Below are 16,973 nucleotides of genomic sequence, written 5' to 3' on the forward strand. Positions count from 1 at the left end.
GCCGGGCCGGCCGCAGGGAGGCCGGGGCCAGGGGGGGTTCCCAGTCCGACAGCGTTCAGTCCGACAGCGTTCAGTCCGACAGCATGACGAAAGCTTTGGCATGGGAGAGATGGCGTTCGACCCGGACCACCGCCTCCTCGACCCTGGACTGCCGGATCAGGGACATCATCTCGCTGTGCTCGCGCAACATCTCCGGCAGATCGTCGCTGTCCATGTCCACCAGGGTGAGGGCGAGCCGTAGTTCGGCCATCAGCGATTCCTCGACGGCCGCCAGCCGTGAACTGCCGAGCAGCCCCACGATCGACACGTGGTACCGCAGATGTGCCTCACTGATCGCTGAGGGGTCACCGGCCTCCACCGCGGCCTCGTAGGCGGACATCGCGTCGGCCAGCGCGGCCAGTTCGGCGTGGTCCGCGTCCACCACCGCGCGGACTCCGGCGACCTCCAGGATGCGTCGGGTACGGAAGATGTCGTCGATCTCGGTGTGCGTCAGCCGCCGGACGGAGACGCCTTTGTTCGGCACCTTCACCAGCAGCCCCTCGACCGTCAGCATCTGCAGTGCCTCACGCACGGTGCTGCGGGAGATCTTGAAGCTCTCCACCAGACTGCTCTCACGCAACGGCGTTCCCGGGCGCAGCCGCCCGCTGTACATCTCCTGGCGCAGAGCCTCGGCGACCCGGTCCACCACGCTGGACCGGGAGATCTGGATTGATTCCATGAGCCCACTCTACTGCCGGGTTGTCTGATTGTCGGACGATCTATTGACTTCCCGGGAACTGCGATGGCAGATTGTCGGACAATCCGGAGCGGGAGATCTGCGCTGCGGAACATCCCGTTCCGGCTCGTCCCGGCCGGACCATGCCCGCTGCCATGCCCGCCGCTATGCCCTCTCCGTTCTGCCCCCTCCCTCAGGCCCCTTAGGAGCGCACCCACGTGACTGTGACCACCCGCCTGTGGGGCGGCCGATTCCGTGAACCGTCGGCGCCCGCTCTCACCCGGCTCTCCCGCTCCGAACCGAGCTACTTCGACATGGCCCCCTACGACCTCGCGGGCTCCCGTGCCCACGCCAGGGAACTGGTCAGGGCAGGCATCCTCGACGACGGCGAACTGGCCGTCGTACTCGACGCGATCGACGTACTGGACCAGGACTACCGCGACGGCGCCGTGACTCCGGAACCGGGCGACGAGGACGTGCACACCTTCCTGGAGCGGGTGTTGATGGAGCGGCTCGGGACGCTCGGCGGAAAGCTGAGAGCCGGTCGCTCCCGCAATGACCAGTGTGCCAACGACCTGCGGCTCTATCTGCGTGACCAGGCGCGCCGGATCAGCGATGCCTCCTGCGAGCTGATCGAGGCGCTGACCACGCAGGCGGCCGACCACACGCACACCGCGGCTCCGGGGTTCACCCACCTCCAGCCCGCCCAGCCAATCGTGTTCGGCCACCAACTGCTCGCTCACGCCCACGCACTGGACCGGGACATGGACCGGCTGCGTGACTGGGACGTACGCACGGCGCGCTCGCCGCTCGGTGCCGCGGCCCTCGCGGGATCCTCCATCGCGGGCCATCCGGAGCTGTCCGCCGCCGAGCTCGGATACGACCGGCCCTGTGCCAACTCGCTGGACGCGGTGGGCAGCCGGGACCACGTGGCTGAATTCCTGTTCGTGGCCTCGATGCTCGCAGTGGACGTGTCGCGGCTGGCCGAAGAGGTGTGCCTGTGGTCCTCGCGGCAGTTCCGCTGGGTCGAACTCGACGACCGCTACGCCACCGGCTCCTCGATCATGCCGCAGAAGAAGAACCCGGACATCGCCGAACTCGCCCGCGGCAAGGCCAGTCGTCTGACGGGCAATCTGATGGGGTTGCTGGGCGCGCTCAAGGGGCTCCCCTTCGCCTACAACCGAGATCTCGCGGAGGACAAGCACGCCGCGTTCGACAGTGTGGAGACGCTGCTCATCGTGCTGCCCGCGATGGCCGGTCTCATCGGATCCCTCCGCGTGAACACCGAGGAGCTGCGGGTCCAGGCCACCGCCGGGTTCACCCTGGCGACCGAGATCGCGGACTGGCTGGCGCTGCGCGGCGTGCCGTTCCACGAGGCCCACGAGATCACCGGGGCTGTCGTACGCACCTGCGAGGACTCGGGCGTCGACCTGACGGATCTCACCGATGCCGAACTCGCGGGGATAGATCCGAGGCTCACCCCCGAGGTCCGTCATGTGCTCACCGTGGAGAGCGCGCTCGCGGCGAGGTCCGCGACGGGCGGCACCGCGCCGGCCCAAGTGGTCGCGCAGATCGGCGAACTGACCGAACACGTCGGGACACACCGCCGGTGGGCCGCCGACTACCGGGGCCCGCGCGTCTGAGACCGCCCCCCCATGTGCCGGTCGGTCCGAAGCACCGGATTTGTTCCCGCCGAAGCCCAGCGCACGTGAACTCCACACCCCCTTCGGTCCGACCCGCGTCCGCCCCCGATTCCGCGGGCCGCAGCCGGACCGGGCCGCCAACCATTCTTAGGGACACGACATGACTGAGCCAGCGCTCACGGCCGGCCGAGCACGCCCTTCGCCGGGCCGCGCCCCCGACCAGGATCTGCTCACCCGCACGCGCCGCCACCCCGGCCGCTGGGTCGGCGCGGTAGTGGTCGCCCTGGTCGCGGTGTTCTTCGTCCGCGCCTTTGCCGGAGCCCAGATCGACTGGGGAGTCGTCCGCCACTATCTCGGGGCCACCGAGCTGATGACCGGCCTCGTGACGACCCTCGTTCTGACGCTTGTCTCCATGGTGCTCGGTATCGCGCTGGGACTGCTCGTCGCCGTCATGCGGCTCTCGAAGAATCCGGTGACGAGCGGCGTCGCCTGGTTCTACGTCTGGGTGTTCCGCGGGACGCCGGTGTATCTGCAGCTTCTCCTGTGGTTCAACCTGGCGCTGATCTTCCCGCTGGTCTCGGTGCCCGGTGTCTACACGGCGCGGACCGTCGACCTGATGACGCCGTTCGTGGCCGCAGCCCTCGGCCTGGGCATCAACCAGGGCGCGTACACCTCGGAGGTCGTCCGCGCCGGGATTCTGTCGGTGGACGAAGGGCAGCTCGAAGCCGCCTACACGATCGGTATGAGCACGGCCAAGGCGATGCGCCGGGTGGTGCTTCCCCAGGCGATGAAGGTGATCATTCCGCCCATCGGCAACGAGACGATCGGGATGCTCAAGACCACCTCGCTCGCCTCGGCGGTCGGGGTGACCGAGATCCTGCTGCAGGCCCAGCACCTGTACTTCGTCAACAACCGGATCATGGAACTGCTGATCGTCTGCGCCGTCTGGTACCTGCTGGCGGTCTCCGTACTGAGCATCGCGCAGTTCTATCTGGAGCGGTACTTCGCCAGGGGCTCCGCCCGGCCCGTTCCCCCCAGCCCCCTGCGGCGCCTGCTCGCCGCCACGCGCGGAAAGCCGGTGCTCCGATGAACCCCGACCACCTCTCCGGGCCGGGTGCGGCCCCCGGCGAAGCCCCGCTGCTCCGTGCCGAAGCCGTCCAGAAGCGGTTCGGTGAGAACCATGTGCTCAAGGGCATCGATCTGGAAGTCCCGGCCGGTGAAGTGCTCTGTCTGCTGGGCCCCTCGGGGTCCGGAAAGAGCACATTCCTGCGCTGCATCAATCACTTGGAGACCATTGACGCGGGGCAGATATGGCTGGGCGACGAGACGATCGGCTACCGCCGCCGGAAGGGGCACCTGGTCGAGAGGTCCCAGCGGGAGATCGTGCGCCAACGGCTGTCCATGGGCATGGTCTTCCAGCGCTTCAATCTGTTCCCGCACCGCACCGCGCTCCAGAACGTCATCGAGGGGCCCGTACGGGTCAAGGGCGAGAAGCCCAAAGCCGCGCGCGAGCAAGGGATCCGGCTGCTGGAGCGGGTGGGCCTCGGGGACAAGAGCGATGCCTATCCACGTCAGCTCTCCGGCGGACAGCAGCAGCGGGTCGCCATAGCGCGGGCGCTGGCCATGGAGCCCCGGCTGATGCTGTTCGACGAGCCCACGTCCGCCCTCGACCCCGAACTCGTCGGTGAAGTCCTCACCGTCATGAAGGACCTGGCGGACACCGGGCTCACCATGATCGTGGTCACCCACGAGATCGGCTTCGCCCGGGAGGTGGCCGACCGGGTGGCTTTCCTCGACGGCGGCAGAATCCTCGAAATCGGCACGCCGTCCGAGGTGCTGGGCTCTCCCCGCAACGAGCGCACCAAGGCTTTTCTGTCCCATGTCCTGTGACCGGCCGTGCCCCGTCCACGTCCCGTCCCACGTCCCGTCCCGTGTCCCGTCCTGTCCCGTGTCTCGTGAACCGGGCGACCGCCCATCCCTGTCGGCGGACACTCATTGGGAGATCCGTATGCTCCGTAACTCCGGCCGGCCGCGCCTCGCCGTACTCACGACCGCCGCGGTCCTGCTCATCTCGGGCTGCACGCACTACCACCCGGTGCCGGCGGCGAAGGCCAAGGCCGCCGGTCTCCCGTATGCCGTCGCCAAGACGGGCACTCTCCGGGTGGGCATGTCGCCGGACTTCCCGCCCATGGAGTACCTGGACGACAAGACGCACCAGGTGGCCGGGGTGGACATCGATCTGATCAGGGCCGTCGGCAAGCAGATGGGCGTGCGCGTCGACATCGTCCAGCAGTCCTTCGACCAGCTGACCAGCTCCGTACAGACCACCAGAACCGACATCGCGATGTCCGGCCTCTCCGACACGGTGGAACGGCAGAAGACCGTCGACTTCGTCGACTACTTCGCGGCACGCGGGCGCATCTACACGCTCAAGGGCAAGGCCGGCGCTTACCGGAAGTTCACCGACGCCTGCGGCAAACACCTCGCGGTCGGCAAGAAGGTGGACTACTACCAGCAGATCCAGGACGTGAGCCGGAAATACTGTGTGGACGCCGGGCGTCCGCCGATCCGGATCCTGCCCGCCGACTCCGGCGCCGCCGCCCGGCTCCAGCTTCAGCAGGGCCGGGTCGAACTCGCCGCGCAGGGCGAGGAGAACCTCACCTACTTCGGGAAGAGCGACCCGTCCGCGTACTCCGTCGTGATGCCCCCGCTGCCGAGCACCCCCTTCGCCGTCGTGATCAAGAAGGGCGACACCACGATGGCCAACGCGGTACTGAAGGCGCTGAAGGCCGTCGAGAAGTCGGGCGAGTACCAACGCGTCCTCAAGGCCGCGGGCCTCGGCTACGGCATCACGGAGCCGGTGATCAACGGCACCGGGTCATGACCCGGCCCGGTTGACGTCAGCCCGCCTGCCCGCACGCCAATTTCCAGCGAATCGAGCGCTCTTGAGCACGCCCGCACACCCGACCGCCCTGTCCACCGCAGCCGCACCCGGAGCGCGCTGGCCCGGCGGGGCCCGGAGCGCCGTCGCGCTCGCCTTCGATCTGGACGGCCCCACCGGCGACGCGATGCTGAGCGGCGAGATCTGGCGCAAGCCCGCCTATTTCTCGCTGGGCGCCTACGGTCCGTACCGCGCGCTGCCGCGCATTCTCGGCCTCCTCCGGTCGGCCGGAGTGACCGCCACCTTCTTCGTGCCCGCGTGGGTGATCGAGACCTGGCCCGACGCGTGCCTCGCCATCGTGGAGCAGGGGCACGAAGTGGCCCACCACGGTTACCGGCACGAGCGGTACTGGGATCTGACACCGGCAGAGCAGGCCGAGGTGATCTCCCGTAGCCAAGAGGTCTTCACCCGGGTGCTCGGCGCTCCGGCCCAGGGATTCCGTACGCCTTCGGGCGACTGGCATCCGCAGACACCACGGCTCCTGCTCGAAGCGGGATTCACCTACTCCAGTTCCATGCGGGGCGACGACCGGCCCTACTTCCACGAGATCGACGGGGCGCCGACCTCCCTGGTGGAGATTCCCGGCCGGTGGGACCTCGACGACTACGCCTCTCTCGCCTACACCCGTGAGCCCGACTTCCCCAAGGGCCAGGACCGTATCGCCAGTTACGAACTGACCCTGGACAACTGGATCAGGGAGTTCGACGGCCACCACGCCGAAGGGCTGTGCATGACCACCCTGTTCCATCCCAAGGTGTCCGGCAAGCCGGGCCGACTGCTGCTGCTCGAACGGTTCCTGGCGCATATGAGCGCACAGCCCGGGGTCTGGTTCGCAGCCTGCCGGGAGATCGCCGCATGGTGGGCGCAGCGCCCGGCCCCGCAGGCCGGTGGCGGGCCGGAGGCGACCGCGCATGCCTGACACGACCGCCGCCCCCGCCCCCGGTCCGGCCGAGGCCGCCGTGGAGTCCCCGCGCTGGCCCCGGGGGATCCGCTGCGCCGTCGTCGTGAGCGTCGACTTCGACGCCGAACTTCCACTGCTGGCCGCCGACCCGACCACCGCACAGCGGGTCAAGACCCTCTCCGTCGGCCGCTACGGCGCGACTCGCGGGGTGGACCGGCTGCTCGCCGAGTTCCAGTCGCAGGGGGTGACGACCACCTGGTGTGTTCCCGGCCGCAACGCGGAACGGTATCCGCACCTCATCCGCGCCATCGCCGGGCACGGACACGAGATCGCCCACCACGGCCACGCGCACGAGGACTTCAGCCGCCTCGGTCTGGCCGGGCAGCTGGAAGTGGCCGACCGGGGTTCCGAGGCCATCGCGGACGTGACGGGCGAGCGGCCCCGCGGCTTCCGTATCCCGGCGGGGGAGTGGGCCGCGGGCTTCCCCGACGCCCTGGCGGACCGGGGATTCATCTGGTCCTCGTCGCTGCACGGCGACGATCTGCCCCACTTCCATCCGGCCAGGACGGCCGGTCCCCGCGTCGGTACGGGGACCGGTAGGGGCACCGCGCGCCGGCTGATCGAAATCCCGGTCCACCACGAACTGCACGACCATCCGTACTTCTTCTTCAACCTGGACCCGGCGTTCCCCGTCGGCCAGTCGAGGATCGCGTCGTACCGCGAGGTGCTGGGCAACTGGACCACGGAGTTCGACGCCTACCGCCGGTTCGGGCTCTGCTACACCCTGCGGCTCCAGCCCGAGGTCACCGGAACCCCCGGCCGGATCGGCATCGTGCGGGAACTCCTCCGCCACATCCGCAGCCATGACGACGTCTGGATCGCGACAGCCGGTGAGGTCGCCGACTGGTGGAGGTCCAGGAACACCGGCAACGCGCCCGGCCATCCGGCCGAGGTATTCGACCGCTGCGCCAGGGAGTTGGCATGACAGCCGCAACGTCCCCAACGGCGCCGGGCTCCGGGCGGGCCGGCGACGCGCTCGGCGCACTGGCCCGGTTCACCGCGAACACCCGGCTCGCCATGATTCCCCGGCCGGTGGTCACCAAGGCCCAGCACCACGTCCTGGACACCCTCGGGGCCGCGCTGGCCGGTTCCGCGAGTACGGAAACCACCGCCCTGCTCCAGCTGCTCGCCGCCTCCGAACCGGGCGGAGCGGGCACGGTCTGGGGAACCGGCCCCCGGGTGGCGCCGCGTGCGGCGGCTCTCGTCAACGGGGTGTCGGCGCACGCCCTCGAACTCGATGACGCCGGTGGCTGCGACCACTCGGGCGCCGTCGTCGTCCCCGCCGCACTCGCCGCCGCCGAGGTGGCGGAACACCCGGTGTCCGGAGCCCGGTTGCTCGCCGCCGTCATCGTCGGTTACGACGTGGCACGCCGTGTTCTGGAGGCGTGCGGCGGCTATGCGCCGCACAACGAGGCGGGTTGGCACTCCACCGGCACCTGCGGCCCGTTCGGGGCGGCCGCTGCGGCGGCAGCCGTCCTGGGACTCGGCCCGGACAGCACCGCCCACGCCCTCGCGCTCTCCGCCAGCTTCAGCGGCGGCATCTGGGCGTTCGTCCACGACGGGGCCATGAGCAAGCGACTGCACGCGGGGCGGGCAGCGGAGGCGGGGCTCACCGCCGCGCTCGCGGCGCGGCACGGGATCACCGGGCCGCGCGGGGTGTTCGACGACACCTGGGGCGGTTTCCTGCGCACCATCGCGCCCGGCTCCGCCACACCGGCCGCGCTCACCGCCCGTCTCGGTGACCGGTGGTGCGTCTCCCGGTGCTCGATCAAGCCGTACGCCTCGTGCCGCTCCACCCACTCATCGGTCGACGCGGTGGCCGGGCTCCTGGCGGACCACGAGCTCGGGCCCGACGACGTCGCTTCGGTCCATGTACGGCTCTCGGCCTTCATCCACGGGATGTGCGGGGCCGCCGAGTGCGGCACTCTCGCCGCGGCCCAGCTCAGCCTTCCGTACGCGGTGGCCGTGCGGGTGGCGCTCGGAACGGCCGACCTCACGGCGTACTCCGCGGAGAGCCGTGCGTCGCCCGCTGTCCGGTCGGTGCTGGACCGGATCACCCTGGAGGTGGACGAGTCGATGACCGGCGACACCGAGCCCGTGATCACGCTCACCACCCGCACCGGTGCCTGTCACACCGGCCAGGTGACCGACCCGCTCGGCTCGCCCACGAACCCCCTGGACAGCGCCGCGGTCACCGCCAAGTTCCACGGCCTCGCCACCCGGGTACTGGACCCCGCCGTCGCACACACCGTCGCGGACACGGTGCGGGCACTCCCGGACCTGCCCGATGTACGGGTGCTGCTCTCGGCACTCGCCACCACGGCACCCGGACCCGGTGCGCCCACCGGTGCCCAGGGGCGCGGATGACCCGCGATCCGGCAGTCGCCCGGATCACCGTGACACCGCCAACGGCGCGCGCCCTCCTGGCGCTTGGCGTCCGGCAGGACGTCAGCGCTCCGTCCGTACGACGGTGAAGACCGCGCCCTCCGGATCGGCGACCGTGGCCAGCCGCCCCGTCTCGCCCTGGCGCGGCGGCTGGAGCACCTGCCCGCCCAGCTCGGTCACCCGGCGCGCGGCCGCGTCGACGTCCGCCACCTCGAAGTACGTCATCCAGTGCGCCCCCCTGTCACGGGGGAGCGCCTGGCCGACGCCGTGCAGCGAGGCGACCGCCCGGCCCTCCAGATACAGCGTCAGATAGTCGAAGTCGGCCGAGACGACGGCCTCCGTCTCGTAACCGAACACCGCCTGGTAGAACTTGGCGACCGAGCCGGTCTCCCGGGTCACCAGCTCGTTCCACACCGGCGTTCCGGGCACGCCCCACTCCGCGGTGCCCAGATGGGCCGCCGCCTGCCAGACGCCGAAGACCGCACCGTCGGGGTCCGACCCTATGGCCAGCCGCCCCGCCTCTCCCGCATCGAGCGGGCCCACTCCTACCGTCCCGCCGCAGTGCCTGACGGTCTCCGCGGTGGCGTCGACGTCGTCGGATGCCAGATACGTCGTCCAGGCGATCGGCAGATGGCGGTCCGGCGGCATCTGTCCGATCCCCGCGACCTCACGGCCGTCCAGCAGCGCACGTACGTAGGGGCCCAGTTGCTCGGGGCCCGGCTGGAACTCCCAGCCGAACAGGTCGCCGTAGAACTCCCGGGTCTCTGCCAGGCCGTGCACCATCAGACTCACCCAGCAGGGGGTTCCGGGCCTGCGCCGCGAGGCTGCCTCGGTCATTTTCGCTCTCTCCTCGGACCATCGGTGGTGGCCGTGCGGGGGCCGGTGGGCCGCCCCCCGCCCAGATGCTTCCACCACCTGCCGCGCGCCGCGCCCCGGCCGCGCCGCATTTTGCATGTTCCAGCAGGAGGATGCCTGTTTTGGTACTCCTCGTCCTTTTCTACGGCGTTACGTTCGCGCCGGACTCTGGGCGAGGATGGCAGTCATGACACCCATCATCACGGCAACCGATCTCGCGAGCGAGTTGGCCGGACCCCGTCCGCCGGTGCTCCTCGACGTCCGCTGGCAGCTCGGCGGCCCGAACCTGCGCTCCGAGTACGAGGCCGGCCACCTCCCCGGCGCGGTCTTCGTCGACCTGGACACGGAGCTGGCAGGTCCGCCCGGCGCGGGCGGCCGCCACCCGCTGCCCGACCCCGCCGAACTGGGCGCCGTGCTGCGCCGGGCGGGTGTCTCGGGGGGCACCCCGGTCGTCGTGTACGACGGCGGCCAGGGGTGGGCCGCGGCGCGCGCCTGGTGGCTGCTGCGCTGGACCGGCCACCAGGCCGTCCGGGTATTGGACGGAGGTCTCGCATCCTGGTCCGGGCCGCTCTCCACGCAGACACCGGTGCCCGCGCCGGGCGATTTCGTACCCGTGCCCGGGGGGTTGCCGCTCCTCGACGCGGACGGCGCGGCCGAGCTGGCCCGCAAGGGCGTACTGCTCGACGCCCGCGCCGCCGAGCGCTACCGGGGTGATGTGGAGCCCATCGACCGGGTCGGCGGACACATCCCCGGCGCGGTGTCGGCCCCGACGTCGGAGAACACCGCGGCCGGCGGGCACTTCCTGGCCGCCGGCGAACTGGCCGCGCGGTTCGCCGCGTTGGGGGCGGCGGACCAGGGCACGGAGGTCGGGGTCTACTGCGGATCGGGCGTGTCGGGCGCGCATGAGGTGCTGGCGCTGGAGATCGCCGGGATCCGGGCCGCGCTCTACGCCGGTTCCTGGTCGCAGTGGTCGTCGGACGAGTCCCGCCCGGTCGCCACGGGGCCGACGCCCTGATCACCTGACTGGGGCCCGTACGCACTGCGTACGGGCCCCAGCTCGGTCAACTGCTCCTGCTGTTCCCGCTACTCCTGCTTCTTGCGCCGGGTGCCGAAGACGATCTCGTCCCAGCTCGGCACGGCGGCGCGCCGGCCCGGGCGGACACCGTCCGCCTCGGCCTGCCGGTCCGTCGTCCCGGTCAGCCGGTCGCGGTGACCGGCCACCGCGCGCGGCATCAGCACATCCGCGTACGCCGAACCGGCCCCCGCGGACGCCGCGGGCGGCTCCTCGGACTCCGGCTCCTGCGCGGGCTCGGACGGCGGGAGTTCGGGCGGCGCGGGGCGTTCGGGCACGATCATGTCGCCCCGGAAGCTCGGTACGGCCTCCAGCAGGCTGGTCAGCGAGTCCCGCTCGCCGCTGCCGCTCTCCTCGGGCTCGGGCGGTGCAGGCACCGGTGCGGTGGGCCGCTCCATCTGCCGGTCCAGAGCACGGTCGAGCGGCCGGTCGCGGGGCAGCCGGGCGATCCTCGGTACGAACGGGAAGCTCGGCTCCGGCGCCGCCAGCGAGTCGTCCGACTCGCCGATCAGCGACCGCGCCTCGTCGTCCATGGCCTGCACCAGACGGCGGGGTGGATCGTAGCTCCAGCTCGCCGAGTGCGTCTCGGTGGCGACCCGGTAGACCAGCAGGACCTCCCAGGTCCCGTCGTCGCGGCGCCAGGAGTCCCAGAGCACGGTGTCCCGCTCGGCGCCGCGCAGCAGCAGCCGCTCGTTCACCGCCTCGCCGAGCTGCGGACCGGTGCCGGTGTTCTCACCGGCACGCCGTACGGGTGTCTTGCGGGCGCGCTCGGCCATGAACGCGCGCTCCGCGAGCACGGGACCCTCGAAGCGGCGGACCCGGTCGACCGGGATCCCGGCCATCTGGGCGACCTCCTCGGCGGAGGCACCGGCCCTTATACGCGCCTGGATGTCACGGGGCCGGAGGTGGCTCTCCACCTCGATCTCGATCTGGCCGAGGCGGGCGCGGTCATTACGGACCGCAGCACGCAGCCGCTCATCGATCGGAAGCGTGTACTCCGTACTGTCCGCAGCTTTGAGCACCAGTCGTGTGCCGTCATTCGAGACGGCCACGACACGCAGTTCGGGCATGGGAACCTCCCGGGTGGTGCCTGCCGACGTCACGTGCGTCGCTGCTTCCGCTAGTCGAGTGTGGCCTGCCCGGGTACAGCACGCCACAACCTTGCCGAGTTATCCGGCGTGTCGGGCCTCAGCCCTGGAACGCCGTTATGGCACGGTTACCTGTTTGCGACGCAGAGCGACCGTCGGTCACTCTGTGCAGCAAGGCCCCCGTGCAGTGCCATGGTGCCGCCGGTTCGAGTGCCGCCTTAGGCCCCCTCCCGTTGGTCCGGACACCCCTGAGGGAGGCCGGGCCCAGGGCTCGCCACAGTACTCCATTCGGGCCAAGCGGGTGGACGGCTCGCCGCTGAACTTCCCGGGGTCCGGCGGAGGGGGAGCCTCGTAAGTGCCGCCAGCGTATGCCTGCGGGTGTTGTGCTTCACAGAATCTCCCGAAGCGGAACTATCCACTTCGCTCAAATGTCCCTTTCTGGTGCAGGGTGTACCCAGATGGACAACAGGGGCTGGTGATGGAGCAGAAGCCGGACGGCGGCGCAGAGGCCGGAAGCGGGAAGAGGAGACAGCTCGATCTGAGCGTCCCTCAGGTCGCGGGCAGCGCGTTCGCCGCTGTGGTGGCAGCGGTGCTGGCCTCGCAGCTCGGCGTGTACGGGACGATCATCGGCGCGGGTCTGGTGAGCGTGGTCGCCACCTGTGGCGGCACGATCTTCCAACATCTCTTCCGGCGTACCGGGGAGCAGATCCGCGAAGTGACGGTGCAGGTCAAACCCAAGGTCCTGAAGGTCCCGGTGCGGCAGGTGCCGGGGGCCTCGGAGCCGGGGGAGGCGCCGCCGACGATCGTGGTGCCGTGGCCCGGGCCGTCCGATGCGGACCGGACGGAGTGGACGGGGCACGCCCACGGCGACGGCGAGCCGGACGCGACGCGGCTGCTGACGCCCGTCACCGACGAGGAGTTCACCGAGGCCACGACCCACGGGACGCGGGTGCGGGGCTGGAAGCGCTCCTCCATCGCGGCCCTGGTCGTGTTCCTGGTGGCGATGAGCGGGATCACCGGCTACGAGCTGCTCTCGGGTCACGGTCTCAGCGGCGGCTCGGGGACGACCGTGGGCTCAGTGGTCCAGGGCGGCAACGGCACCCGGCACCACTCGCCGGCGCCGGCGGTCTCGACCGACCCGCAGCAGAGCCAGGACCCCCAGCAGCACGACCGGCAGCCGAGCACCGGCCCGGACCCGTCGCCGAGCACCGGCTCCGGCACGGGCTCGGGCGACACCGGCCAGTCGAAGCCCGACCCTGGAAAGAGCGGCATGTCGACCGATCCGACGCCCAGCCCCTCGCAGTCCGCGACGGGCGGCGGCCAGACTCCGGATCCGACGCCCTCCGGCTCGTCCGGTGACGGCTCCGGCTCCGGCTCGGGCCACGACAGCACCGGCGGGCAGGACAACGCGCCGGACGCCGCCGAGAACCCGGCGGGATAGCACCTCCGCCGGGTGACGGGCCCGCAGGCCCGTCACCCGGCGGAGGTCACTCGCCCAGGACCCGGCGCAGGTAGTCGTTGCCGAACAGCCGCTGCGGGTCGAGCCGGTCGCGTACGGCCGTGAACTCGCCGAAGCGCGGGTAGACCTCCGCCAGATACGCCGCGTCGCGGGTGTGCAGCTTGCCCCAGTGCGGCCGGCCGCCGTGCGCGGTCATGATCCGCTCCACCGCGGTGAAGTACGCCCGGTGCGGGGTGCCCCGGTACACATGCGCAGCGATGTACGCGCTGTCCCGGCCCGAGGCCGTGGAGAGCGCGATGTCGTCCGCGGGCGCCGTGCGGACCTCCACGGGGAAGCTCACCCGCAGCGGCGAGCGCTCCACCATCGCCTTGACCTCCCGCAGCGCGTCGACCGCGGCCTCCCGGGGCAGGGCGTACTCCATCTCCACGAAGCGCACCCGGCGCGGACTTGTGAAGACCTTGTACGGGATGTCCGTGTAGGTGCGGGCCGACAGCGCCCGGCTGGAGATCTTCGCGATCGCGGGAATCGTCGCGGGGACGGCCTTCCCCAGCGAACACGCCGCCTGGAAGACACCGTTGGAGAGCAGCTCGTCCTCGATCCAGCCGGACACCCGGCCGGGCGGGGCGGCCGGACCCGCACTGCGGTTGTTGCGCTTCGTATTGCAGTTGCCGGTGTGCGGGAACCAGTAGAACTCGAAGTGCTCGTTCTCGGCGACCAGCTGGTCGAAGTCGGCGGTCACCCGGTCGAAGCCCATCGGCTCCTCGCGGGCCGTCAGCAGGAAGACCGGCTCCACCGCGAAGGTGATCGCCGTGACGACGCCCAGCGCACCGAGCCCGATCCGGGCGGCCGCGAAGACGTCGGGGTGCTCCGTCGCCGAGCACGTCAGCACCGAGCCGTCGGCCGTCACCAGTTCGAGCGCCCGGATCTGCGCGGAGATCGAGGCGGACTCGCGGCCGGTGCCATGGGTGCCGGTGCTGGTGGCGCCGGCCACCGTCTGATCCATGATGTCGCCCATGTTCGTGAGGGTGAGCCCCTCACGCGCCAGCGCCTGGTTGAGCCGCTTCAGCGGTGTTCCGGCCTCGACGGTCACCGTGCCCGCCGCGCGGTCGATCTCCCGGATGCCGGTGAGGAGACCGGGGCGTATCAGCAGCCCGTCGGTCGCCGCCGCAGCCGTGAAGGAGTGGCCGGTGCCGACGGCCTTCACCTTCAGGCCCTCGTCCGCCGCCCGCCTCACGGCCTCGGCCAGCTCGGCGGCGGACGCCGGGGTCACCTCCCGCGCCGGGCGGGCGGTGACATTCCCCGCCCAGTTACGCCAGGTCCCCGCCGGCCGTACCGCCGTCGCCGTCCGTGCCGCAGCCGGTGTTCTCGCTGTACCGGTCATCCGCCCCGCTCCCGTCTAGTGGCACCGGCAGATTGAGCCGGCGGTACCCGGGCAACGCCACCACGGCCGCGAGCGCTCCCGCCACGAGCGGCACCAGATAACCCTGGCGTGCCCCGCCCGCGTCGACCGCCCAGCCGGCGGCCGAAGAGCCGAGTGCCACCCCGACGGCGAGCCCGGTACTGGTCCAGGTCATGCCCTCGGTCAGCCTGCTGCGCGGTACGTGCTGCTCGACGAGGGCCATCGTGGTCACCATCGTCGGTGCGACGAAGAGCCCCGCGACAAAGAGCGCCCCGGCCAGAAACGGCAGGTTCCCGGCCAGTTGGAGGGGGATCATACTCAGCGCCATCGCGCACACCCCCACCAGCCACCTGCTGGAAGCGGCCCCCCGGAGATGCAGCAGCCCGAAGACCGCCCCGGCCAGACACGATCCGAGCGCGTACACCGCGAGGACCAGACTGGCCAGCGCCTTGTGGCCGCGCTCGTCGGCGAACGCGACCGTCACCACGTCGATCGATCCGAAGATCGCGCCCGTCGCCACGAACGTCAGCACCAGCAGCCGCAGCCCGGGGGAGCCCAGCGCGGAGCCACCGGGGCCGTGGCCGTGCGGGTGCGGAGCCGGTTCGGTGGCGCGCTGCGCGGTCAGCCAGCACACCCCCACGACGAGGAAGCCGCCCGCCATCAGCGGGCCTGCCTCGGGGAACCAGGCGGTGGAGAGCCCGATGGAGAGGATCGGACCGAAGATGAAGCACACCTCGTCGACGATCGACTCCCAGGAGTACGCCGCGTGCAGCATGCGCGGATCGCCCCGGTGCATCGCCGCCCAGCGGGCCCTGACCATCGAGCCGACGCTCGGGACACAGCCCCCGCCGGCCGCGCAGACGAAGAGCGTCCAGTCCGGCAGCCGCTGCTGCGCACAGACCAGCAGTCCGGCCACGGCGACGGCGGAGACGACGGTCGCCCGGCGCAGCACCCGCCGCTGTCCGTGCCGGTCGACGAGCCGGGAGATCTGCGGGCCGATGGCTGCCGCGGACAGCGCGAGCGTCGCCGAGAGCGCGCCGGCGAGTCCGTACCGCCCGGTGAGCTGCGAGATCATGGTCACCACGCCGATGCCCAGCATGGACAGCGGCATCCGGCCGAGGAGTCCGGCCGCCGAGAACCCCTTGGTGCCGGGGGCGGCGAAGATCGCACGGTAAGGACTGGTCAAGAAGGGCTCCGGTAAGGCGTACTGATGGTTTGCGCAGCTTACGGGCGGTGATCGGCGCCGAGCACCGGGGGGCAGCTACGACCAGGCGTTCCGTGGGGGGTCCCGGAGCCTGTCGGACCCGGGTGGCAGGATCTGGGGCATGTCCGATCAGCGCGATCCAGCTCCCTACGACGCCCTCCTGCTGCTCTCCTTCGGCGGTCCCGAGGGCCCGGACGACGTGGTCCCGTTCCTGGAGAACGTGACCCGCGGCCGCGGCATCCCGAAGGAACGGCTCAAGGAGGTGGGGCAGCACTACTTCCTGTTCGACGGGATCAGCCCCATCAACGGCCAGAACCGGGCCCTCCTCGACGCGCTCCGCAAGGACTTCGCCGGACACGGTCTCGACCTGCCGGTGTACTGGGGCAACCGCAACTGGGCGCCGTATCTGACCGACACCCTGCGCGAGATGACCGCCGACGGGCACCGCCGTATCGCCGTCCTGGCCACCAGCGCGTACGCCTCGTACTCCGGCTGCCGCCAGTACCGCGAGGACCTCGCGGGGGCGCTGGCCACGCTGGAGGCGGAAGGGCTCGATCTGCCGCGCGTCGACAAGCTGCGGCACTACTTCAACCACCCGGGGTTCGTCGGGCCCATGGCCGACGGCGTCCTGAAGTCCCTGGCGGAGCTGGACGACGCGGTCCGGGCCGGCGCGCACCTGGCGTTCACCACGCACTCCATCCCCACCGCCGCGGCCGACAGCTCGGGGCCCGAAGGCGGGGCGTACGTCGCCGAGCACCTGGACGTGGCACGGGTGATCGTCGAGAGGGTCCGCGCCGAGACCGGCGCCGACCACTCCTGGCAGCTCGTCTACCAGTCGCGCAGCGGCTCCCCGCAGACCCCGTGGCTGGAACCGGACATCTGTGACCACCTCACGGAGCTGCACGGGGCGGGGGTGCCCGCCGTCGTCATGGTGCCCATCGGCTTCGTGTCGGACCACATGGAGGTCCTGTACGACCTGGACACCGAGGCGGTCGCGAAGGCGGCCGAACTGGGCCTGCCCGCCGTGCGGTCGGCGACCGTCGGCGCCGACCCGCGCTTCGCCGCTGCGGTACGCGACCTCCTGCTGGAGCGGGCGGCCGCCGAGCAGGGCCGCCCGGTGGAGCGCTGCGCTCTCGGCGCGCTGGGCGCCTCGCACGACGTCTGCCCGGTCGGCTGCTGCCCGGCCCGCACGGCCAGGCCGGCGGCCGCGGGCGCCGACAGCCCGTACGCGTAGAGCCGACAGCCGTACAC

15 protein-coding genes are annotated in these 16,973 nt (G+C 71.2%); 10 read left to right on the forward strand and 5 right to left on the reverse strand.

The annotated features are described in order from the left end of the window. Positions 1-70: 70 nt before the first annotated feature. Positions 71-718, reverse strand: a complete 648-nt coding sequence (locus OHB13_RS28420) for a GntR family transcriptional regulator (protein ID WP_328378933.1) — start codon at positions 716-718, stop codon at positions 71-73. A gap of 215 nt (positions 719-933) precedes the next feature. Here OHB13_RS28420 and argH point away from each other — a divergent pair, with 215 nt between their 5' ends. The 7 genes from argH to OHB13_RS28455 all read left to right on the forward strand — a co-directional run bounded on the left by argH (position 934) and on the right by OHB13_RS28455 (position 8,627). Beyond that, positions 934-2,358: an argininosuccinate lyase gene (argH, locus tag OHB13_RS28425; protein WP_328378934.1), complete on the forward strand. Its 1,425-nt coding sequence runs from the start codon at positions 934-936 to the stop codon at positions 2,356-2,358. A 160-nt stretch (positions 2,359-2,518) separates the two neighbouring features. After that, the gene (locus OHB13_RS28430) at positions 2,519-3,448 is read left to right on the forward strand and encodes an amino acid ABC transporter permease (protein WP_328378935.1); all 930 of its coding nucleotides are present in this window, start codon (positions 2,519-2,521) and stop codon (positions 3,446-3,448) included. Then, positions 3,445-4,248, forward strand: coding sequence for an amino acid ABC transporter ATP-binding protein (locus tag OHB13_RS28435; protein ID WP_323183632.1), 804 nt, complete (start codon positions 3,445-3,447; stop codon positions 4,246-4,248). Before OHB13_RS28430 ends, OHB13_RS28435 begins: the two co-directional genes overlap by 4 nt. A gap of 118 nt (positions 4,249-4,366) precedes the next feature. After that, positions 4,367-5,242: an ABC transporter substrate-binding protein gene (locus OHB13_RS28440; protein ID WP_328378936.1), complete on the forward strand. Its 876-nt coding sequence runs from the start codon at positions 4,367-4,369 to the stop codon at positions 5,240-5,242. Between the two features lie 61 nt (positions 5,243-5,303). Then, a complete protein-coding gene (locus OHB13_RS28445; protein WP_328378937.1) occupies positions 5,304-6,218 on the forward strand; it encodes a polysaccharide deacetylase family protein in 915 nt (304 codons plus the stop codon). Beyond that, positions 6,211-7,185, forward strand: a complete 975-nt coding sequence (locus tag OHB13_RS28450; protein ID WP_328378938.1) for a polysaccharide deacetylase family protein — start codon at positions 6,211-6,213, stop codon at positions 7,183-7,185. Before OHB13_RS28445 ends, OHB13_RS28450 begins: the two co-directional genes overlap by 8 nt. Beyond that, the gene (locus tag OHB13_RS28455) at positions 7,182-8,627 is read left to right on the forward strand and encodes an MmgE/PrpD family protein (protein WP_328378939.1); all 1,446 of its coding nucleotides are present in this window, start codon (positions 7,182-7,184) and stop codon (positions 8,625-8,627) included. The genes OHB13_RS28450 and OHB13_RS28455 overlap by 4 nt, the downstream gene beginning before the upstream one ends. Before the next feature lie 81 nt (positions 8,628-8,708). Here the strand turns inward: OHB13_RS28455 and OHB13_RS28460 are convergent, their stop codons facing one another. Continuing rightward, entirely contained in the window at positions 8,709-9,482 is a 774-nt protein-coding gene (locus OHB13_RS28460; RefSeq protein ID WP_266852236.1) for a VOC family protein, read from the reverse strand. A gap of 205 nt (positions 9,483-9,687) precedes the next feature. On the opposite strand from OHB13_RS28460, the gene OHB13_RS28465 reads away from it, so the two are divergent. Then, a complete protein-coding gene (locus OHB13_RS28465) occupies positions 9,688-10,515 on the forward strand; it encodes a sulfurtransferase (protein ID WP_328378940.1) in 828 nt (275 codons plus the stop codon). 68 nt (positions 10,516-10,583) lie between these two features. Here OHB13_RS28465 and sepH read toward each other — a convergent pair whose 3' ends face one another. Further along, a complete protein-coding gene (gene sepH / locus OHB13_RS28470; RefSeq protein ID WP_328378941.1) occupies positions 10,584-11,642 on the reverse strand; it encodes a septation protein SepH in 1,059 nt (352 codons plus the stop codon). 496 nt (positions 11,643-12,138) lie between these two features. On the opposite strand from sepH, the gene OHB13_RS28475 reads away from it, so the two are divergent. After that, entirely contained in the window at positions 12,139-13,101 is a 963-nt protein-coding gene (locus tag OHB13_RS28475) for a hypothetical protein (protein WP_328378942.1), read from the forward strand. A gap of 46 nt (positions 13,102-13,147) precedes the next feature. On the opposite strand, the gene OHB13_RS28480 is transcribed toward OHB13_RS28475, so the two are convergent. Beyond that, positions 13,148-14,500, reverse strand: a complete 1,353-nt coding sequence (locus tag OHB13_RS28480; RefSeq protein WP_328378943.1) for a D-arabinono-1,4-lactone oxidase — start codon at positions 14,498-14,500, stop codon at positions 13,148-13,150. Then, positions 14,427-15,704, reverse strand: a complete 1,278-nt coding sequence (locus OHB13_RS28485) for an MFS transporter (protein WP_266852226.1) — start codon at positions 15,702-15,704, stop codon at positions 14,427-14,429. The genes OHB13_RS28480 and OHB13_RS28485 overlap by 74 nt, the downstream gene beginning before the upstream one ends. A 139-nt stretch (positions 15,705-15,843) precedes the next feature. Between OHB13_RS28485 and OHB13_RS28490 the strand changes: the two genes are divergently transcribed. Next, positions 15,844-16,956 carry a ferrochelatase gene (locus OHB13_RS28490; RefSeq protein ID WP_328378944.1) on the forward strand — a complete coding sequence of 371 codons (1,113 nt, stop codon included), beginning with the start codon at positions 15,844-15,846 and terminating at the stop codon, positions 16,954-16,956. Positions 16,957-16,973: the final 17 nt, after the last annotated feature.

Origin of the sequence: Streptomyces sp. NBC_00440 (assembly GCF_036014215.1) — a bacterium.
In the GTDB taxonomy this organism is placed as follows: domain Bacteria; phylum Actinomycetota; class Actinomycetes; order Streptomycetales; family Streptomycetaceae; genus Streptomyces.